Source organism: Bradyrhizobium forestalis (assembly GCF_002795245.1).
GTDB classification, from domain to species: domain Bacteria; phylum Pseudomonadota; class Alphaproteobacteria; order Rhizobiales; family Xanthobacteraceae; genus Bradyrhizobium; species Bradyrhizobium forestalis.
Map to the genome: position 1 here is coordinate 1 of NZ_PGVG01000065.1, position 20,502 is coordinate 20,502.

Consider the following 20,502-nt stretch of genomic DNA (forward strand, 5'->3'; position numbering starts at 1 on the left):
TCTTGACTATTTTGTATTGCTCGACGGACTGCCTCCGTCGTGGTGGCGCAGCCGTGTAAAATCTGTCCCATAGCGCTTCCTTCGAATCGTGCGACAAGGATGCACCATCAAAGTCTGGGACTAAACAGTGAGGACAAGAGTCCCAACAATGAGAGAAAATGCGAAGGCATAGGTCTGCTCAGCACTCTGACCGGCGGCCGCGGCACGCTTGTTGTTGATGTCCATTGCCTTCAGCAGGGCCTGTCCGCTGTCCTGACGCAGCGGCTGCATTTGATGAACGAGCAGATCGCTGGCGGTGGCAATATCATTCCGGCGGGTACGCAGAGAGCACGTCTGGAACTTGCGCGACATACGCGCTCCAGAGTTGTTGGAAGTCCGTGTAAAGCTTGTGCTCTTCCGGAGAGGAGAGCAGCAGCCTCAGAGGAGAGCAGCAGCCTCGTAGGCGGCGCCCTCCCTTTCGATGTCGCGCGTCAGGTCAGCAAGAAGCTTCTCGGCTGAGGCTTTCTTCGCGGAGTCGGATTCCAGAATGTGATCCCGCACGACTCTGCCATATCGGATGGTGTAGGCTCTGAGGTTACCGAGCAGGCGGACCGCGGGCAGCCAACGGGATTGGAAATCAGCGACGCCGCCCTGGATCAGCCGCATGTTGCTGATGGCGAGCATGCCCGGGCCGCCGAACACGAGAAGAAGCAAAGAAATAACGGCGACGCGTTTGCTCCTAATCGAATAGCGCGAAAGCATGGCAAGGGACTCCTGCGAAATGAGCGACAGCACAAATCGAAAGTATTGGAAGACGACGTTTCCCAAACGTCGTCATGCTGCAGGCCATCCACATAAATTTTTTACCAAGATGTAGTTGAAATATTTGTTACAACAATCCTTGATTGCGCAACTTTTGCGCAAGGCGGGCTAGGATTTAAGCTGTGCATCAGCATGGGCCTGCATCATGAGGAACCAGCGCCAATTGATGGGAAGGTCACGCGGCGGTTGACGGAAATCCACGCGGTGGTCGATAGCAATGGTCTGCCCCTACGGCTTGCGTAGAGCCTGGGCGAGGCGCATGACGTTCGGCTTCCCGAAAAACTGCTCTCTCGTCTGAAGTCTGGGTCAATGTTGCTTGCCGACCGTGGCGACGATGCCGGTCGAATCAGAGAGATTGCGGTGAAGAAAAGCGCTTGGGCAAACGTCCGGCCGAAAAGCAATCGCAGCGATCCGATCTGCTTCAGTCCGTACCTCTATCCTGCTCGCAACCAGGTCGAACGGTTCTTCAACGGGATCAGACAACGTCGTCGTGTGGCGAACCGCTACGGCAGGCTTGCCGGAAACTACCTTGCCTTCGTCCAACTCGCATCTGTCCGGCTGTGGCTAGCGGCGCGTTATGAGCCCACGCCTAGCTGTGGTCTCCCAGGAGGTTATCCATCTGGTCTGAACCGAGGAAGCTGAGGTTGCGCCCGCATCCATGAAGCGCGGCGATGCGGGCGCACTACAGGTAGGAAGTTGAACGACGCGCCGACGCCCGTCCGGGCGAAAGATCTATCCCACGGCGTATCTGTCGTTTGGAATGCCTGACACCAGCTCGCGCCGGAGAAAGGTAGCGCGGTCCTTCAGATTTGTCGTCGATTGCGACCGGCTAGTACAAGGCGTGGAGCCGGACTCCGCCCCAACCCCGTCCGACCGCGAGCCGTGCTCGTCAGGCGGAACTGCCGCATCAAGGATTCCGCAGTCTACTACAGGCACGTCAGGAACAGTTTCGAACGTTCCGTCGAGCAGTGGGAGGGACATGTCCGACGTCTAGCACTGCGGATGTGCTGGTGGCGCCCCGGAACGAACCAGGACGAGCCGACGTCCCGTGTCCCAGTGGCTGGATAAGCAAATTGCGGATCGTTGAGCTCAAGCGGCGTGAGGTCGCGAGACCTCAATAAAGCAGCAGACCGCCTGACGCGCCGCGAGTGCCAACTGTTAAAGGCTCTAGCGAGTGATGATGATCCGAGATCGATTCGGGCTGATGATGAGATTGAGCCGGCCATGCGGGATTGTTGCGCTCTATTCGAATGAATGAAGAAAAAGTGCGCACGGTGGCGGATTGAGAGCGAAAAACACCGACATCACGGGTCTTGATCATCAGCATCGAAAATCTCTTGACGGTTCAAGATCATATTCGATAAATCGCGCTACTACTGTAGGTTATGTTCTCAATTTTCAGGGCGGACCCGATAGGAATCTCCCGTCAGTTTGTAGCGGGCCGCCGAATGCCTTCAACGAGGGCTTGTACGATTTTGCAGAATTCAGGCCTATTTCTCGCTCAGGACTATCTCCGATGGACAGTATGGAAATTGAGGCGATGACTGTGCGCGAGCAGCTCTTTGCATTGTCGCGCAACCTCCGGTGGATCGCTGTCTTTTCGGTATTCATTTCAATTTTGTTGTACTTGCCAGATCAGATTCAGGAGCTCTACCGGATAGCCGCTGACGACATTGGGTGGGTAACGCTCAAGGAGTTTGTCGCCGTGGGCGTGATTGCACTAACGATCTGGGCGGCCGCTTTTCAGCTTAGCGCTGCAACCCTGCCTCATATCCCGCCCGCGAGAGGGCGCGTGGCGTTTTATATCAAAGTTGCACCCATTGTCCTCGGCGCGTTGCCGATCATCGCCGCGACGGTAGGTCAACTCGCCTCGCGGCCGGCTGAAAAGATCGGTGAGGTCGAGGAAGTCGGAAGCATCTTCCGCATTCAGGACCAAGCGCTCGCCTTCGAGCGGAACATGCTGCTCATACTTGCGCTTGCCATGTTGATCCTGCTCGCCTCGTTTGTCGTATTCGCTTGGCGGATGGGGTCAAAACATCGCTCGGCCGCACTCGCGGACCGGGCGAACATCGCCTATTTCATCCGCTACAGATTTCTCGCGCTCACGATCGGCGGCATCGCTCTGTTGACGACCGGGTTCGTTTTGTTTCCAGACAGGCTTGCACAATTCGTCGGATCGTTCGGTGTAATCGCTCTCTTTGCGATGTGCGTGGCCGGTCTCATCACCCACTTTGCGCTACTGACGATCAGGTTCAATTTTCCTTTTATACCGGTTGTGTTTGGCGGCTTGTTCCTGGTTGCCTCCCTGTTTGGAGGCGATGACCACGGGCTGCGCAGCGTGGCCGGCGCAACCGGCCCATCAGAAGAGATGCGCATTTCTGCAGTCGAAGCATTTCGGGATTGGCTTCGGCAAAAACCGCGCCTGGCCGAGGCCGAGAGGCTCGGAGAATATCCGGTATTCATTGTGGCTGCCCAGGGGGGAGGCATCTACGCAGCGAACAATGCAGCGCGCTTTCTTGCCAGGATGCAGGATCTCTGTCCGGCATTTCGGCAGCATCTGTTTGCGATAAGCGGCGTCTCCGGAGGGAGCGTCGGCTCGGCGATCTTCGCAGCTGCGCTTCATGCCGACAATGCGCCACTTGATACGATCGCTCCCGACGCAAAGACATGCCCGAAGATCGCCGATTTTCTGGCCGGCGTCGGCCGGGCTGAGGATATCGATGCCCCTGGGCAGGTAGAACAGCGCGTTGCAAGCGTCTTGGAGACTGATTTTCTCTCGCCCTTGGTGGCCGGTTTTCTATTTACTGACTTCACCCAGCTGTTTTCTCCCCTCGCGATCCCAAGTTTTGATCGTGCGCGCTTTCTGGAGTACACGCTGGAGAATGCTGCAGACAGAATGCTCAAGAGCCAAAAAGGCGCCGGGGACCAATCCAATCTGCTAAAGGCCGATTTTCAGTCACATTGGACCCCTTCCAACAATATGCCGGCGCTGTTGTTGAACACGACAGATGCCGGTAGCGGCAAGCGCGTTGTCATCTCTCCCTTTGATATCGACCCGCTCCACGCCAAAGACAAAGACCTCTGCATTCTCTCGATGCTTGATCGTGCTGGCACCGGAGCCGATCAAACTGTCAAGAGCCGCTCGCTGCGGATCCCGCTTAGCACGGCGGCCTTTATCAGTGCGCGATTTCCATGGGTGACGCCGGCAGCGACGGTCTCCTTACGGAATGATTGTATTACCGCCAATCCGCAGGCGCGCCTGGTGGATGGGGGATATGTCGAGAATTCCGGAATAGAGACCGCGCTCGATTTGATTGAGCGGCTCAACAGCATCAAGGGCACCTCTGACGCGCCAAAATTCCGGATCTATCTGCTGTCGCTGGTGAGCGGTCAGTTCGGAGATCACGGCTCTTTCATGTTCGGTGAGCTCATGGAGCCGGTGCGCGCGCTCTTGAGCACGCGAAGCTCTCGAACCTATATTGCACTCAACCATGCGAACAATATCGATCGTCGGCCTACGAGCGATGTAACGCCTAGCGTGCAACGCTTTCCAACGTTCGGTCGAATAGACATAACAGGTTCGTTTTACAACCTGCCGCTTGGTTGGACGCTATCTCAGAAAACTGAAGATATCATCTCGCTAAGCAGCGGCCGCTTTTGGGATTGTGTCCCAAAGGATGACTTCGATCAATCGCGCAAGAAGCAGAGTAACGCCGATTGCCTGCAAGTGAAGTTGTTTCATCTCTTGAACGGATCCGTCGCATCCGCCTTTGAAACACTCAAAGAAGCCAAGCTTGCCCAGGCGGCTTACGCTGACGAGTTGGACAAGGAATACAGGCCCGCTCAAAAGATCAAACCGCAGCCGTTACTTGCCTGCTATGAGAGCAAGTGGTTGCAGGAGCGCGGCTATCAAAAATACCAGGATAAAGTTTCCGCGTACGAGCATCAGCTGGCGCAGTCGATTAAGGACCATTCGCCGGCTCCTGCGCCCGTGCCGCCATATCGAAAGAGCTATATGGCTTATTTCCAGGCCGAGCAGGTCAAAGCCTTGCTGCAGGAATGGGACCGCATCAAGGAGACGGATCCGCGGATCCTGGCCTATATCCTAGGGGCAATCTCCTACGACAGCGCCGACTTTACACGCAGCAGCGAAGACTTTTCATACAGCGCGATCTCGCAACTGCCGCGCAAATGGCGCGACCGGATAGAAAAGAACAATGCCGACCTAGCGGCCAAGAACAAACCGCTCGTCGGCATGGACGCATTGCTCAACCATCCCAAGGAATTGGCCAACTTTGTTCTTGGTTACGCGGGCAACCCGTTCGGAAACCAGGCCGGAACGGACGACGGTTGGCTGTTTCGTCCACGAGGAATGTATCAACTGGTGGGACGGGAGCAATATCAGGAAGCGCAGAATCAAGTGCAAGAGATCGGAGAACTGGCGGGGCTTGATCTCCTCACGTTTCCCGACGCACTGCGTGATGCGAAGATCTCAGCCAAGGTCGCTTTTGCCCACTTTCGGCTTCATCCCTATCAGAACCGAACGCTGTTTGAGCTGCTCAAGGATCCCTCGAAGGACTGGATCGCCGTGCGCGCGTTGCAAACCGACATGGAGCATGGCCCAGCCGATAGGGAGCGTGTCAATGCAAGAAGCCAGATGTTTCTCGGCTGCATTGAAGAGGCGTTACATCCGACGCAACTCAAGTCGTTGCAGAGCAAATTTTACGGCAGCGAGTAAGCATCCTGATCCCCGGCCGCGCGCCGCGTGTGGGGATTATGTGGCTGAAACCGGTCTACATCGGACCTTCGATTTTTCAATCTTACAGGGGAATTTCGGACGATGGCAAAAGGTGAAATCCGCCGGTTAAAACTTGGTCGGCTGTTTACAACTCTGTCCGCAGCGGGGCTGATTGTCGCCGTTGCCTTGGGAGGACGAGCAGCCCGGGCCGAGACGCCTTCGAAGCCGCTTTCGGCCAATGATGTGTCCATCCTGTTTCCTCCACCGAAGGCTCCGGCGGACCTCGTCAATCTGATCGCGGTTTTCGATCTCGCCGGCCCCACTGGGGCTCCGCAGCGCCTTTTGTCCGATGAGGATTTTTCGCGTTTCATTGCAAACGCCGAAAATCCAGAACGCAAAGGCGTGCCGGACTCGGGCGCGCGCCGCATTCAGCTTCCTGATGTCGTGAAGAAGATCGATGCCTGGTTCGTTGCGGGGATCCGGATCGATCCGGGAGCCCCGGGACTATCTGCTGATGTCATCGCCCAGTTTGGCCGCCAACCGCAAATCCGCCTGATCATTCAGCCGGTGACGAATGACCCTCAAGGCTTCAAGGTCCATGACACTGCCGGTCATCTTATCTTCAGTTTCAACCTCGAGCCTGATTCACCTCTTGATGGTTGTGCGCCATTCCCACGATTTAAACCTGACGATCAAGCTTTCAAGGCAATCGTTCGTGACGTTGCATCTTTGCGTGATCAACTTGCGGCGGGAAAGTTCGGCAATGTCAAGGTCTCTTCTGCCGGTGACATGAACGTGCACCCGGGCCTTGTCGGTGCATCCGCAAAGCCGTTTCGTGATGCGGTTAAAGCTTTCCTTGAAAAGCATCTCTCGCCGCAGCGCCTCAACACCATGGCTGTCATGGGGATTTCACCGCCAGAACCCTGGGTTTTCGTCTCGATGCTAAGGGTTCCGCAGGCTGGATTGATACCAGTGCCTGGCCCGACGCTCGATGGCGTCCATGCCGCGCAGATGTTCAGCATCGTAGGCCAGACGCACGTGGTCCCGCGGCCTGCCACGAATAACCAGAATCCAACGACGTGTCGCCACGCGGCGCTGCAGAATCCTCCCTTGGCCGTTGACAATCGTAAGGGTGTTTCGACAGCCGATTTCATCGATGCCAACGTGCCGAATAGCCGCGTACTCGAGATCGTCAATGTCATTGCCGATACGAAGAAGAGTCATTTCTTCAATACGGACTGCGTGAGCTGTCACACCGAAACCGCGCAGCCGCTGTCCAGGAAAGTGCAAGGCTTCGCGGTGCGTGGGGTGAACCGAGCCGTTCTACCGAAAGAAGACTGGAATGTTCGCAATTTCGGTTGGTTTCCCTCGTTCTTGCATGGTGGCCCAGCGGCCGCCACCATAACGCGGCGCGCGGCAGCCGAGACCGCTGACGTCGTCACCTTCATCAATAGCCAATTGCTGAACAAGTAATAAGCGCATTGCTGGCTGGCGCGCTCGCGCGCAGCGGGCGCATTTGGGATGGAAGGAGAGTTTAGGATGGGGGCACGTTCGTTCAGCTCTTGGGTGGGTGGCGTGGTGAGGCGGTGGCCTCATGTCGTCGCTCTCTCGTTCGCGATTGTGTTCCTCGTGGCGGCGTTAATAGGGATGGCGTATTTCGCACCCGAGAAGCTTCGCGATGCCGCGCTTAAGGTCAAGAATGACGCAAATCTGGTGGCGCAATTGCTGCCGGCGACACTGCCCGCGCCCTCGAAAATCGATAGCGCACACTGGCTGCCCCAGAACTGGAGTGCGCGGCAGCGTTACTGGTTCCACCACACGTCCCAAGGCACGGCCACTATTCCCGTGCCCTATAAGTGGTTCCTGGCTCTAGAACGTCCTGAGCTGTCGGTCCGTTACACGAGCCTGACGGACAACGAGTATCTGCGACGCCTTGGTTTCATCCCAAGTCCGAGCACAAAGGACTTTGACGCTAGCTCACCTGCGTACGGCTATCAGGACGATGCCAAGGGCGTTAGCTCCACTTGGACAGCGACCACGCCCGAGAATGCCAATGGTTTGCCTGTGGGTTTCGCGATCCTGAAAGGGGGCGTCGACCCGACAACGGGAGCTTTCTACGAAGATCAGATCGGACTAACTTGCGCCGCCTGTCATACCGGGCATCTCGAGTACAAGAATGTCAGCATTCGCTACGATGGTGGGCCAGCGATGGTCAACCTTGGCGAGGTTGAACGGGTCATTGGGTTATCGATCGGCTATACGCTGATCTTGCCGTGGCGGTTTGATCGTTTCGCCGACCGGCTGGAAAGCATTGAAGGTCGAAGCGTCGACCGCGGGAAGCTTCGAGGTGATCTGGAGCTCGCACTTCAAAAGATCAAGAAGCAAAAAGCCGCAAATGATAGCCTGTTGACGAAGCAGGGCGTGACGAATCTCGACGAAGGGTTCGGCCGACTTGATGCCTTGAACCGGATCGGCAACCAGGTCTTCTATACCAATTTCCTGGATCCGGCGACCGGGGAACTCCCAGATCCGCTCCTCAAGGGCAACTTCGCGCGCAACGACGCTCCCGTGAGTTTTCCGCCGATCTGGGACACGCCGTACTTCCTTTGGGCGCAGTACGACGCCTCTGTTCTCAACGAGCTTGTCCGCAATTCCGGCGAAGCGCTCGGCGTCAGCGCGAAAATCAACATGAGGGCACCCGCGCCTGGACGGCCGCTTTTTGAATCATCCATTCATCTTTCGGACATTGCGCGTTTCGAGGAGCTTTTGCGCGGTACCGATCCGTTTTCGTCGGCGGAGGCAAGCGGCAGGAAATTCAACGGGCTTGTCGCGCCACGATGGAAGGATGCGCAGGACAGGTTCCGAGGCGACCCGGCCTGGGCCATCGACGAAAAACTCATTGAGAAAGGTCGCGATCTTTATCGCTCGCACTGCTTTGAATGCCACCGAGGGCCGGTCAATGATCCCGCATTCGACGCCAAGTGGCCGGACGATTCGTTCTGGAAGCCGGAGAACCCAGATCGCTCTGCCAAGGGCGAGAAGAATTGGGTGGAGATCGGCGGACGCCATTATTTCAACGTCGCTCAGCTGCCGGTGAACGTGATTGGCACCGATCGTCAACAATCCAACGTCTTGATGACCCGGCGCGTTCACTTACCCGTGTCACTCGGTCTTAATCCGATCGATGACCTGAACAAAGCCTGGGGGTGCGGCCTTCCGGCCGATCCGGCGCCAAACCCCTTATTTGTGCTCGCGCTGATGGATGTCGTGGGCAAGACGATCGATCAATGGAACCTCGCGAACAACTCTTCCGAAAATACCAAGCAGCAGATGTGGGGGCCGAGGAAGAATTGCCAAAACCCGCGAACATACATTGGAGCGCGGGCGCGACGTAACGGCAAGGACGAAGATGTCCTTGCCCTTGAACCTCAGTACCGCGCGCGTCCGCTGGACGGTGTTTGGGCAACAGCTCCGTATTTGCACAACGGGTCCGTGCCGACGCTAAAGGACATGTTATTGCCGCAGGGCCGGCGGCCGAGCTCTTTCTGCGTGGGCAGCCGCAAATTCGATCCTGTTGACGTCGGGCTCGTTGCGAAAGTGCGAGCGAACGACGCCTGTGCGGCCGGCCTGACGGACTTCAACGTATCGCTGCTTGGGAATAGCAATCGCGGGCATTCCTTTGAGGGCAAGGAAACGGATATAACGAAGCTGCCGCCTGGGGTCATCGGGCCAGAATTAACCGACGCCGAACGGCGGGCGCTTCTGGAGTATTTGAAGACGCTGTAAGGAGGCCGTTACCCTCGAAGCTGGGCGCTCGTCTCTCGACGGCAGATCAAGCCGATCGTTTTGGGAAGCACACCATCCACGAAAACCCTATTGTACGTGTCACTCACTGTCCTGAAAGGGAGCGCCGGAGTGCGTCCCGAGGAAAAAATGATGGCGACGCTCCTTGATTCGATGGCCGATCATGCCGGGGCGCCCCGCGCTTGGCTGATCAATTCGATCAGAAGGCTGAACTCTGGCCAGGATTGGAGGCTTGCTCAGGAGTAGAGCCGGCTAGCCAGACTATGTCGGTAATCTTCGCTGAAGAAATAGAGTTGATGACGCGCGATGTTCTTCGTTATAAGTTCATGCAACCTTAAGTGAAGAGGCTTAAGACCATTCCCATCGCCGTTCACATTCGCTTGCTAATATTTATGTCGTGAAATTTCGCCGCGCAGTGCAGCCATTGCCCCGCTCCATTGGAGGAGACTTTCTATGCTCAACTCCGAAACCGCCGCCTGCCTCCGTCGAATTCTGGATGAAGTGTGCAAGGACCTGTCGCGGCACGAGACAGGCATCCGAGCGCACGTCGCTTCCAAAATTCTAGAAGCCGCCTCTCGCGGCGAGACGTCCGTCGAAGTTCTCAGGCAAGTTGCGCAAACCGCGTTGAGCAGCGCTCCCTCCATGTGGCCTCAACAAAGTTCTCGTCGATCTTCATCCGAAAACATCGGCGCCGGCGAACCTATCGGGTCAACCAAACAGGATTAAAGCAGGCCGATCCGAATCCATCAGCACAGCGCCCACGAACTGGAACCATTCGGGGAGGGTGCCGCCGTGGAAGCTGATCCGGAACGGCTAAGTGCGCGAGACGGCATTTGCCGAAAATCAAATCAGTTCAGGTACTGGCCAGCGGGTCTCGCGAAACGCGATCATATGCCTCCGGTGACTCACCAAACAACCGCAAGGAATCTGGGCGATCGGTGCGCAAAAACGGCGAGCGCCGCAAATTCGAGTAAGCTAGTCCAGCTGAATAAGATGGCACGGAAGCGCGCCGGAGGCTCAAGGGAAAAATATCACGCCTTGCGACGTCGCGTCGACGGATTAGAACCATTGAGCAAGCTGCCCCGAACTGTCACTGCGGCTCGTCGGGATCTTCCGACTGCTACATGCGGCGCGGTACTGACTTCGGATCGGACCGAGCGGGTGCTGGACGCTCGCCGAAGATCTCGGGAACGGGCCGTGCACGTAGGCTCGTGGTGATCGAGCGCGAAGGAGCGACGTGATACATGCGCTGCGGCCGACCTGAGCAGCGAGACAACCCGCAGCAGGGCGTACGGAAGGGACGGCAAGTCCGGCAAGGCGTCGTACAGGATGCTAGGTGGCGCCGATCAGGGTGAGATTTCGCTCTCATCCGGTTTGTCGCGCACACCATCGCCATCCGCAGCTCTCACGAACAAGTGTGTCAAGACGGTTGCGTCGGCGGGCGCGTGCATCGTCAGCAAGCCTGGAGGCGCGCAACTGACAAGCGATCAGAAGCCAGTTCGCGCGTATACACCGGGCGGATCGTTCCCGTCAGCCGGCATGATTACTTGAGAATCATAGGTGGCTGTTTGTTTCAGTATCGAAGCTAACCGACTCGACTTTGATGTCGCTCCGGGCTCTTCCTCGTGTTCGAGAGCTTCTCGCCTGCGCTACTCTCGGTCACGACGCCGCCACTGGAACGTAAGTTGCCTTGTCGCCAGCATTGAATATAAAGGTATCTGCGCCGGCGCTGATACCATTCCCTACAACCGGCTCTGCGAGCGAGAGCAGCCATAGACCCTGAAAGCCCGTCGCGCTATTGAGCTGTCCGTCCAGACGGTCGTCGGTCCGCATCCGACAAAGTTCACGGTCAACCTGATGGCTAGCCTTGATTGGTCTGAGCAAGCCGGCCGCTTGCCGCTTGAGGCACGCTCGCGTCGCGGCCAGCAGCTTGCATTGTTAGTATATGTGCCGCAGATCGCGCCTATATTCCGGTCAAAGGTGTTGCTGCTCAGTGTTGAGCCATATTGGTTGGTTCAGATCCCAGATAGGTTGCGGCCTTACCGAGGTCACTAGAACCTATCTCAAAATTGTCGGAACAAGATCAGCAGGCAAGCGAGCTGGACGAAGCCGAGAAAATTCTGCGGATAGAACTCCCATCGGACCAGCAGACGCCGTCGCCATTGTATCCAGGCGAAGAAGCGTTCAACCAGCCAGCGTCGCGCATAACGACGAAGCCTGCGGCCGTCTTGGGTCAGCGACCTCACCCGATTTGAACGATGTGGCGCGATCATCTCGATGCCCTGTGACCGCAGCTCTTCGTCGAGCGCATCGCTGTCATAGGCGCGATCGCCGATCAGGTTCTCTGGTTTAGCCTCGATCATGTAAAAATCGAAGCAGAGCTGCACCAAGCGCACCTCGTGATGGTTCGCAGCATGGGTGCTCACCGAAAGCGGCAAGCCATGGCGATCCACAATCGCCATGATTTTAAGACCTTTTCCACGTCTCGTCGGGCCGATCTCTGCGCCGCCGCCTTTGGCCATCGCAAAGGTTGCGTCGATGAAACACTCTTCCTCATCGAGCGCGCCTTTATCGCGAAGTTCGTTGGCGATATCGGTCAAAATGCGTCGCAACACTTCACTGCGACACCAACTCTGAAAACGACGATGCACGGTCTTATAGTTCGGATAGCACTGCGGCAGCATGTGCCACTGCGCGCCGGTATTCAGAATCCAAAGAACGGCTTCCAGAACCTGGCGTGCCGCAATAGGCTTCCGGCCCGGCCGTCCATCAGCAATGTGCTCTTCCGGAAAGTGCTTCCGAATGCGCTCCCATTGTCCGTCCGCCAGTCGAATCATCTTCCCTTTATAGCCGATCGAGTCTGATCTTCAATTTTGAGATAGGTTCTAGTCCTACTCCGAAGCATCCACCGGGTCATTCCCAAGCCTCCTGCGACATCGTCCACTCCGCCGAGCTCAGCAGGAGCCAGCCATCCGCAGACTACGGGCGTCGTTCAAATTTATGAGAGCGTCCAATTGGACGCCGCTTTGGCCCGCGCCTTTCTCCCTCGCGCAGAGCCAAGCCGCTAACAGCAACGCCTGCTAGAACCCCTTATCTTAAGCGGGCAGTTGAGACCGATCTGCCGGCCGGACCAGCAAGACTCCAAGCACAATTTCGCACGGCGGAGCTGCTTACAAGCAGCTTTGTCTGCACATGCCAAATAAGCCTGAACAGAGTCTCCTGCGGCCTTTGACGAACCCCAGCTTTTTGAAGGCGGCTTGTTGCGATGGTGCGGATCTTACGCAACGGCTCGGCCGCGTGGGCGCGTTGTTACGCAGCTGGTGCATTCTTTCATCGTCCCCTCTGAAATCGCGCAGTTTTGATGCGTGTCTGATCATCTTTGCGCGCCTTATGGTTGCCATGAAGACAGCGGCGATCATTCGGAAGATCGATTCCCCGTTAATGCTGCCGTAGGCGTCGTGCTGCCAATTGGGGCAAAATAGCCTGCCCATAAAGTGCGGCTTGCAATGTGAGAGCGCAAAGTACGCTGCATTGTCTCGGGCCGCACGGTATTTTCTGCGCGGTCCCGCGCTCTGTCTCTATTGCGTTCAACTGCCAGGAGCCAAAGCAATCTGCGTTTCGTGCAAATCTGCGTCACAGGCAGGACGACCTGCATTCCGTGACGCGCGCAGATTTCGCAAATCGAGGGATTGAGTCCGTTGTTTAGCTGCAATGGGAGTTGCAGCGTTTAAATTTTAGCCGGCTTTCCTGCTCGGCAAGAAGAGCAACCCATAAACCAGCCGACGAAAGACAACGCGCATTCGACAACTCCAAGTCGCGAGGAAGTGATTACGAACTCGCGGAAGTAGCCATATATAGAATATACTCTCTGAGATAGAGTTAGCTTTGCCGGAAGCGGGCTTCTTTCGCCAGGCGCCGGCCGCGAACGAGTTCGATTCTTGTCGTGCGGATGAGGCCATGCCGGTCGCGTGAGGTGACGACCCATTCGTTATTCGAAGATTTTCCAAGGATGAGTTCGGAGACGAGGCGAACGTTACTCAAGATCGAAAAGAAAGCTGGTTTCGTTTCATGGACTGGACATGGATCGCATCTATGATTTGTACCGTTGACGTGGCTGCAAATCGATCTGCTGGCGTTATATGCGAGTGTCCTTCCATGGAGCGGTACTGGCTGTGTCCGCACGCAGAGGGAGTCAGATCCTAAGATGATGGTGGTCTGTAACAAGAGTCAGCCGGCTAGTTGTGCGGCGTGGGGCTTTGTCGCGCGCCAACGTGACCACCAAACACGGAGTTTGTTTAGACATCACAGAGAAAGGCGCCGTCATGAGTGGCACAATGACCGTTGATAACGTCATTCCGCGAGCAGACATCGTCAAGCACGCGGACCGCCTTGGGATCGAAATCAAGAATATTACGCTCTCAGACGATTTGTCTGACGAGGCCATCATAGCCATTAACCGGCTGCTGCTTGAGCATAAGGTCATCTTCTTCCGTGATCAGGGACATCTGGCCGATGCCCAGCAACAGCGTTTTGTGCTCCGGCTTGGCTCGCTGATACGCAATCCCACAATGCTGGACACAAGGGGAGGCTTAACAATCCGGAAGACGCTCCCCGATGGCGCCTGCGATCATGTTGATCAGATGAACGGTGATGATCTCTTCAGTGCCGCCCGACCAGCAATTTCAGTGCTGCGAGGTGCAGCGATTCCGCCGTTTGGCGGGGAGATCGCTTGGTCAAGCTCGGTGGCCGCTTACCTTGACCTTCCCGATCCGCTGCGGATGCTTGCCGATAACCTCTGGGCTGTGCGCTTCGCCGCATTCGATCACACAGCGATGGACGGGACCACCGAATCCGGCCGGCAGGCATTGGAGTACGTATCCACCGGAACGATCTACGAAACGGCACATCCGATCGTTCGTGTTCATCCCGAGACTGGCGAACGCGTGCTCTCGCTCGGCCGTTCCGTGCAGAACTTTGTCGGCCTGCAGCGCTATCCGAGCCAAAGGTTGTTCGAACTTCTGCAATCCTATCTCACTGCCCCGCAGAATATCTTGTGCTGGAACTGGAAATCAGGCGACGTCGCAATCTGGGACGATCGCGCGATTGAGACGTATCGCGTCAACAAGATGGGCTGTCCTCATTGGGCCATGGACCGGCTTGCAATTGACGCCGGCGTACCGCACATCAAGAGGCTGAAATCACGGACCGCTGAGGCTGCCTAGCGGTGTGCGCACGTCCGGTTTTCGTAAGACGCTGGCGGTCCAAGGCTAAGTTGCGGCCCTACAATGTCGAGCGGAGCCAGGCCTTCTTATCCCGGCAGGACCGGCGAACCTTATCCCGGCAGGACCGGCGAACCGGTGCGGGCAATCTGCCTCTTTTGGGCGCGCTGGTCGCATAGCTTGGGCATGCTGCGCGGTTCGCTGGAGCCTGTCGCGATCAAAGCGGAATGTATCCGCAATGACGGACGTAGCTGGCACATTCTTCAGGAGTGGACATGTTCAGGGTGCCCGATGAGATCCAGAGGGCGCCGCGGTTCTGCCCGGGTCTGCTGCAACAGTTCTTTGGGTTGGCCAATGCCATCTCGATCGGCTTGAGATCGGGGCTGTAGGGCAGCAGGAAGAGTAGACCCGCGTCTGCGATGAGGCAGACCCTCCTCGTTCTTCTGGCTCGACAGATTGTGAGATCACCGTGTCGCTCTGGCGCAGTACGGCGAGGAGAATTTGCTCGACATAGGCCAGGAAGTACCCGGCCTTGATCGGGCCGTCGCCCACGAAAGATGCAATCGGCTCTTTGCAGGTGATGTCCGCAACGAATGTGGTCGTCTTCCAATGGCCGTTTGGCCCATCGCCGATGGCGCGTGGGCTGGCATGGTCCAGGCGTAACGACGCGCCATCAGCTACGCCGCAGTTCCAGCGAGCAAGTCCCGGTGTCGCTTCAGCGCGGAACGTCGATCCGCGCCGGTCGGCAAAGCTGCTGTAGGGCGCGTTTCCCTCGAATCCCACACCCAATTGGATTGCGCTCGCTACCCCGGAAAGTCCGTGCCGCCTGAGAGACCGCCCTGAACCACGGCCTTGCTCACCCAAATCGGAAGGGCCGCCGATGCGCCACCCCCGTCAGCCTCTTCCGGGCTCGAGGATGAATCACGGTTCGCCTGAGTTGGCTAGTGGAAGTCGATCTCACACGCTCTCTCGGCTGCGACTTAGGTTCGCGATCGCGCCGCTAACCGCAGCGCGCCGACACCAGGCGAGTATCAGTGCACCTTCCTCAACTCTAGAGACCCGATAGTCCTCACCACACTAGGTAGGTATCGATCCATTGTTGATGCTGTATAGATCGCATTGAATCAAACCGCGATGATAAGGGCACACGAGGTGCGGCAATGGAAACCACAGCTAATCCGCTGGATTGCAGAGCACACGAGCTGAAGTTCATTGAAGAAACGCGCGTGCTTAGCGACAATGAACTGCAAGCCAACAACATCACGCCTTATCATGTCACAAAATTTTACGGCGAACAAATTGTCAAAAGCGGGTACTACGATCAGCTGAAGTATGTTGTCGAGCCCTCAGTCGAGGAGTTCGAGAGTCCGGGCACTTTGGATACGAGCGGCGAGCACGACAACACGATCGTACCGGGGCTCCAGCACAAGTACGCCCAGACCGGTTTATTGCTGGTGACGGAGCGCTGCGGCTCATATTGCCGTTACTGTTTTCGCAAGCGCATTGTGGGCAAGGTTTCGGATGAAATCGCACCGGATTTCGATCAGGCCGCGCAATATATTGCGGGCCATCCTGAGATGACGAACGTACTTCTTTCAGGAGGTGACCCGTTCGTGCTCAGCACCGCCAAACTGAACAAGATCGTTGACCACCTGCTGCCAATAAACCATTTGAATTCGATCAGATTTGGCACAAAAATGCTGGCCTATGAGCCAAGACGGTTTGCGGATTCCGCTCTACCGGCCTTATTCAAGCGTATCCACAAGGCGGGTAAAACCCCGATCATCGTCGCGCATTTCGATCACATAGGTGAGATCTCATGCGAGGCGGAGGACAAAGTGCGCGCCTTGCGAGCACAGGGCGTGCAACTCCTTAATCAGTCCGTGCTTCTCGCCAAAGTCAATGACGATCCGGAGATATTGGCCGCGACCTTCGCCAAATGTCACGAAATCGGAGTACGACCTTACTACTTATTCCAGGCGAGGCCGGTGAAGGGCGCGTCGCACTTCCAAGTCCCACTGCGGCGGGGAGTAGAGATTGTACGCGGCATCAATCAACGTCTGAGCGGGATCGAGAAGACATTTAAATACATCATGTCCCATTACACTGGAAAAATAGAGATTCTGGACTTGGGCCAGGATGGCCGGCTGTATATGCGCTACCATCAGAATAAAGTTGCCGAGACGATCGGAAGGATCTTTTCCCGACCGCACGTCGCGACAGCCTCCTGGCTTGATGATATGCCCGAACAATGAAGTCTAACGCGCGCGCTCCAGCCTACGGGCTCGGAGTGAGCGCGGTACGCCGGCCGCCCCAGGAAGCGAATTCAAGTTCAGCCGCCGGCGGCGTGCGCCGGTCACAAGCATAGAAAGGCTCGGATGCCGCTCGACTATCCCGCTGCACTGAACTTAAGGACCTGTGGAGCTCGCTATTCCTGGACTGACAGGGAGGTAATGCTCTATGCACTTGGGGTGGGCATCGGCTCAGATCCTCTGAAGGAGGAGGAGCTACAATTCGTCAATGAAGCGTTTGCAACGTCGAAGCCATTAAAGGTGATCCCGACGTTTGCTTCCGTGTGCGTTTGGGGCGCACGTCCCGGAGTCATTGACCTCAATCGCGTCATGGTTGTTGACGGCGAACGTGACATTACGTTTCACAAGCCGTTACCCGCCGCAGCGAACGTGACGGCAGACGCCCGTGTGAGAGGAATTTATGACAAGGGTAAGGAGAAAGGCGCGATCATTCAGAATGAGGTGGTGGTCAGAGAGGGGGGAGGCGACAAGATCGTCACAATCCTTTCGTCGACATTCGCCAGAGGCGACGGCGGCTTTGGTGGGCCATCGGAGGGGATGCCGGAGCCTCACCAGGTGCCCCGCCGAGCACCAGATAGATCACTCGATATCCCGACCCGGCCTGACCAAGCCCTAATCTATCGTCTTTCTGGCGACCGAAACCCTTTGCACAGCGATCCGGAGTTCGCCTCTCGAGCCGGTTTTCCAAGACCCATTCTGCACGGAATGTGCACGTATGGGCTGACCTGCAGAGCCGTCCTGCAGAGCTATGCCGACTACGACCCGTCTGCTTTTCATCGTCATCGCGCCCGCTTTTCGGCGCCCGTGTTCCCGGGAGAAGTTGTTACCGTCAATCTTTGGAAGGACGGCAATTCGATCTCATTCGAAGCTTGCGTAAGAGAGCGTCGGGTTACAGTGGTCAGGAATGGGCAGACGGTGCTGCACTGAGCAGCGTTCGGAGCGCTCTTTTTTACCTATTCGGCTGCGAGTTTGTCGCGCTCTTTTAGCGGTTCTTGCCGATATGCATGAAACGTCCGCGGCAACGCCTGCATAGATGGCTGGGCAACGAACCTAAGGCGTTCGGAGCACTCAACTGCTGCCCTCAAGGCTCCAGCATTTCGGCTGATCGCGCCCGTGGACCTCAACCGAGGGCGGTCCGCCATTTCGTCGTCCTCCAAGCCCGGTAAACACGTGAGGCCACACCGAAGCCGCTTTGAAATCTTTAGAAGTGGCGGCAAGAGCATGCGATCTCGAATGCGCCCCTCAACGAGAAACAGTCGACGAGCGACGAAGAACTAGACGGATCTCCTTGAGCAGTCTGCCGAATGTTGTTGTACCACTTGTCAGCCCAGGGCTTCTGGATCGTGCGCCTGGAGCAGTTAAATTTTTGAGCAGTATTCGCGGGCCGAAGACCCGCCTTGTCCAGGGTACAGCAGTTAAACTGAACAAATCGAACCATTCGTTGTGATGAGCCCTCGGGTGGATTTTGGGGTGTGGGACTAGCGCGTTAGATAGGCCGCGGCACGTGCCGAAAAAAGGGAGTGAATGTGGGCACTGCGCAAAGGCGATGCACGCGCGCGTGGCCTGCGTCGGGTCCCGACCTATCCAAAAATCAACAATGAAGACGGCAGTTGCGCTGCTGATCACGGAATCGTATCGCCGCCACCTGGGAGGATGAAGAATGTCGTGCGCGCGAAGATGCCTTTAGGGCCGTTAGCGACATGTAAGCAGCCGCCTTCGACGACCACGGCGCACGTTTTCAGATAGGCGGACATGACAGACGTATCGCTGTGGACGCTGCAGCGGGGACAGTACGTCTTGACAGGATAGACGTCGGCCATCTCACGAGGCACCGTTGTGTAATCCAGGTCGGTTGAATTGATAATCGCTTCTCGCTTGTTTTGGAGGCGCGGCGTTCCTGTACGTCAGTGACATGAATTCCTCCACCTCACATTGCAGACTGGTACGAACCTAGGCCTCATACCAATGATGAAGACTGTGCTGTCACTTTTGTCAGCGTCGAGCAGAATAATGCCTTCTGCTCTTTTGCGCCACAACTATGCTCCAACCGCATTGCTCATCATGCCCCGCAACTCGTGTGCGTAGCAGCAGACGACGGCGTCTAGGGAAGAGCGACAATATCCGATCTATGGTGCAAAGCCAGTGCGCCTTTTTGAGACATTCAGGCGGCGAAATGGTTGTCCTCAGCGTACCGGCTGTGCCTGCGGTGAAGCGTCGCGTTCAGTCGCAGCGTGTACATCCTCAGAGTTTTGTAAGCGGCTCAAATAAGCTGTCGCGCTATGTCTTACATACACAATCGCATGCCAGTTGTGGTTCACGACATGTCCGGAACAAGACACTAAAGTTCGACCCGTGCCGACGGTAGAAGAAACTCGCCATCGTGTTCTTTGCTGGGTCCGCTGATGTGCGGAGCGGCATGCCGATTGCTTTAGACTTGGACGACTGTCACAGGCGCTGAGCCTATCGAAAAATGAGGCGGCGTGAGCCGCCGCACGAATGGAGTTCTGGTAGCGGATGGGCAGCTCGAATACCGGGTCCCAAACGCCGCGTTTCGTTCCGAGGATGCTTCGTCTCTCGAAGGCTCAAGACGCCTGGGCTATTCGTTGTGCCGTCCAGCCATGACACTGAACACGCTAAGAGCTCTTGAATGCAAAAAAGTGGGATCGATCTTTCAGCCATTCTCGATGTTGGATCGATCGGGATCGACCAATTTCGGGGCAACAGCCCGAGCGCCAGTGATCAACGGGTATTTGGTGGCCTAGTCATTGGACAAGCGATGTTTGCAGCGTGTCGCACAGTCAAAGCCAGGCTGCCGCATTCACTACATTGCTACTTTATCCACAGCGGCGATCCTCAGGTACCCTTGATCTATAAGGTCGAGCGCCTGCGGGACGGCAAAAGTTATTCGACCCGGCGCGTCACGGCGTTGCAGCGCGGCACCGCAATCGTTTCGATGATCGTCTCCTTTCATAGGGGTGAGGAAGGCGCCTTCGAACACCAGGAAATAATGCCGGAGGTGCCAGGGCCTGAGCATTTCGCAGCCGAAGAGTTGTCGAGGCATTCACTATATCCGGACCTACCGGAAATTGTTCGCCGCTACTATGAACCCGATCGTCCGGTCGAGCTTCGTCCCATCGAGATCGGCCGGTATGTTGGCCAGAAGGTCGAGGACGGAAGAGTTCACATGTGGATGAAGGCCGCGGCGAAGCTGCCCGATGATCCAGCGCTGCACATTTGCGCACTGGCCTATGCCTCGGATTTGTCGCTGCTGGATGCCGTGATGGCACGCTATGGGCGTACGTTGTTCGATGGACGCATTCTGTCCGGAAGTCTTGACCACGCAATGTGGTTTCATCGCCCTTTCCGTGCCGACGATTGGCTGCTCTATGCGAAGGATTCGCCAAGCGCGCAGAGCGGACGTGGGCACGCTCGTGGGCTGATTTTTAGGCGCGACGGCACGCTGGTGGCTTCGGTCGCCCAGGAAGGCTCGGTGCGCGAGCGACGCTGAGCTTGCGCACCGCGGGGAAAGTCTGGCTTGAACGCGCGAGCACAAGGGACCGTCCATGCCGCTTGCAAGCGTGCCTTCCCGAGAGACAAAGGAGGGAACCAATGATCATTTGACGCCCGG

The 20,502-nt window shown here is 56.8% G+C and carries 12 protein-coding genes and 1 pseudogene; 8 read left to right on the plus strand and 5 right to left on the minus strand.

The genetic code is table 11. From position 1 onward, the window contains the following. Positions 1-120 precede the first annotated feature (120 nt). Both CVM73_RS36745 and CVM73_RS36750 read right to left on the minus strand, forming a co-directional pair. The gene (locus CVM73_RS36745) at positions 121-351 is read right to left on the minus strand and encodes a hypothetical protein (protein WP_100236618.1); all 231 of its coding nucleotides are present in this window, start codon (positions 349-351) and stop codon (positions 121-123) included. 66 nt (positions 352-417) lie between these two features. Then, positions 418-741: an MCP four helix bundle domain-containing protein gene (locus CVM73_RS36750; RefSeq protein WP_146006723.1), complete on the minus strand. Its 324-nt coding sequence runs from the start codon at positions 739-741 to the stop codon at positions 418-420. Positions 742-923: 182 nt separating this feature from the next. On the opposite strand from CVM73_RS36750, the pseudogene CVM73_RS36755 reads away from it, so the two are divergent. Beyond that, positions 924-1,443, plus strand: a pseudogene (locus CVM73_RS36755) (IS5 family transposase); the annotation flags it as partial. Between the two features lie 472 nt (positions 1,444-1,915). Here the strand turns inward: CVM73_RS36755 and CVM73_RS39520 are convergent. After that, positions 1,916-2,128 (minus strand): hypothetical protein, encoded by a 213-nt coding sequence (locus CVM73_RS39520; RefSeq protein ID WP_146006724.1) that lies wholly within the window; start codon positions 2,126-2,128, stop codon positions 1,916-1,918. 189 nt (positions 2,129-2,317) lie between these two features. Here CVM73_RS39520 and CVM73_RS36760 point away from each other — a divergent pair, with 189 nt between their 5' ends. The 3 genes from CVM73_RS36760 (at position 2,318) to CVM73_RS39900 (ending at position 9,325) form a co-directional block, all read left to right on the plus strand. Further along, positions 2,318-5,539, plus strand: a complete 3,222-nt coding sequence (locus CVM73_RS36760; protein ID WP_245452538.1) for a hypothetical protein — start codon at positions 2,318-2,320, stop codon at positions 5,537-5,539. 102 nt (positions 5,540-5,641) lie between these two features. Further along, positions 5,642-7,012, plus strand: coding sequence for a hypothetical protein (locus CVM73_RS36765; protein ID WP_245452539.1), 1,371 nt, complete (start codon positions 5,642-5,644; stop codon positions 7,010-7,012). A 66-nt stretch (positions 7,013-7,078) separates the two neighbouring features. Beyond that, positions 7,079-9,325: a di-heme-cytochrome C peroxidase gene (locus tag CVM73_RS39900; protein ID WP_245452540.1), complete on the plus strand. Its 2,247-nt coding sequence runs from the start codon at positions 7,079-7,081 to the stop codon at positions 9,323-9,325. A gap of 2,081 nt (positions 9,326-11,406) precedes the next feature. Here the strand turns inward: CVM73_RS39900 and CVM73_RS36780 are convergent. Beyond that, positions 11,407-12,180 carry an IS5 family transposase gene (locus CVM73_RS36780; protein ID WP_100236620.1) on the minus strand — a complete coding sequence of 258 codons (774 nt, stop codon included), beginning with the start codon at positions 12,178-12,180 and terminating at the stop codon, positions 11,407-11,409. Positions 12,181-13,677: 1,497 nt separating this feature from the next. Between CVM73_RS36780 and CVM73_RS36785 the strand changes: the two genes are divergently transcribed. The 3 genes from CVM73_RS36785 to CVM73_RS36795 all read left to right on the plus strand — a co-directional run bounded on the left by CVM73_RS36785 (position 13,678) and on the right by CVM73_RS36795 (position 17,801). Next, complete coding sequence (locus tag CVM73_RS36785) at positions 13,678-14,565, plus strand: TauD/TfdA dioxygenase family protein (RefSeq protein WP_245452541.1); 888 nt, start codon at positions 13,678-13,680, stop codon at positions 14,563-14,565. Between the two features lie 1,157 nt (positions 14,566-15,722). Then, positions 15,723-16,817 (plus strand): KamA family radical SAM protein, encoded by a 1,095-nt coding sequence (locus CVM73_RS36790; RefSeq protein WP_100236622.1) that lies wholly within the window; start codon positions 15,723-15,725, stop codon positions 16,815-16,817. A 123-nt stretch (positions 16,818-16,940) separates the two neighbouring features. Further along, positions 16,941-17,801, plus strand: a complete 861-nt coding sequence (locus tag CVM73_RS36795; RefSeq protein ID WP_100236623.1) for a MaoC/PaaZ C-terminal domain-containing protein — start codon at positions 16,941-16,943, stop codon at positions 17,799-17,801. Positions 17,802-18,496: 695 nt separating this feature from the next. Here CVM73_RS36795 and CVM73_RS41585 read toward each other — a convergent pair. After that, positions 18,497-18,628 (minus strand): hypothetical protein, encoded by a 132-nt coding sequence (locus CVM73_RS41585; protein WP_283809988.1) that lies wholly within the window; start codon positions 18,626-18,628, stop codon positions 18,497-18,499. An 893-nt stretch (positions 18,629-19,521) separates the two neighbouring features. Here CVM73_RS41585 and CVM73_RS36805 point away from each other — a divergent pair. Further along, positions 19,522-20,382 (plus strand): acyl-CoA thioesterase, encoded by an 861-nt coding sequence (locus tag CVM73_RS36805; protein ID WP_100236625.1) that lies wholly within the window; start codon positions 19,522-19,524, stop codon positions 20,380-20,382. Positions 20,383-20,502 lie beyond the last annotated feature (120 nt).

Bases quoted from the DNA above. Each gene is read 5' to 3' on its own strand.
- CVM73_RS36765 (WP_245452539.1), top strand. From the start codon at position 5,642: ATGGCAAAAGGTGAAATCCGCCGGTTAAAACTTGGTCGGCTGTTTACA.
- CVM73_RS36790 (WP_100236622.1), top strand. From the start codon at position 15,723: ATGGAAACCACAGCTAATCCGCTGGATTGCAGAGCACACGAGCTGAAG.
- CVM73_RS36805 (WP_100236625.1), top strand. From the start codon at position 19,522: ATGCAAAAAAGTGGGATCGATCTTTCAGCCATTCTCGATGTTGGATCG.
- CVM73_RS41585 (WP_283809988.1), bottom strand. From the start codon at position 18,628: ATGTCCGCCTATCTGAAAACGTGCGCCGTGGTCGTCGAAGGCGGCTGC.
- CVM73_RS39520 (WP_146006724.1), bottom strand. From the start codon at position 2,128: ATGCTGATGATCAAGACCCGTGATGTCGGTGTTTTTCGCTCTCAATCC.
- CVM73_RS36760 (WP_245452538.1), top strand. From the start codon at position 2,318: ATGGACAGTATGGAAATTGAGGCGATGACTGTGCGCGAGCAGCTCTTT.
- CVM73_RS39900 (WP_245452540.1), top strand. From the start codon at position 7,079: ATGGGGGCACGTTCGTTCAGCTCTTGGGTGGGTGGCGTGGTGAGGCGG.
- CVM73_RS36750 (WP_146006723.1), bottom strand. From the start codon at position 741: ATGCTTTCGCGCTATTCGATTAGGAGCAAACGCGTCGCCGTTATTTCT.
- CVM73_RS36780 (WP_100236620.1), bottom strand. From the start codon at position 12,180: ATGATTCGACTGGCGGACGGACAATGGGAGCGCATTCGGAAGCACTTT.
- CVM73_RS36785 (WP_245452541.1), top strand. From the start codon at position 13,678: ATGACCGTTGATAACGTCATTCCGCGAGCAGACATCGTCAAGCACGCG.
- CVM73_RS36745 (WP_100236618.1), bottom strand. From the start codon at position 351: ATGTCGCGCAAGTTCCAGACGTGCTCTCTGCGTACCCGCCGGAATGAT.
- CVM73_RS36795 (WP_100236623.1), top strand. From the start codon at position 16,941: ATGCCGCTCGACTATCCCGCTGCACTGAACTTAAGGACCTGTGGAGCT.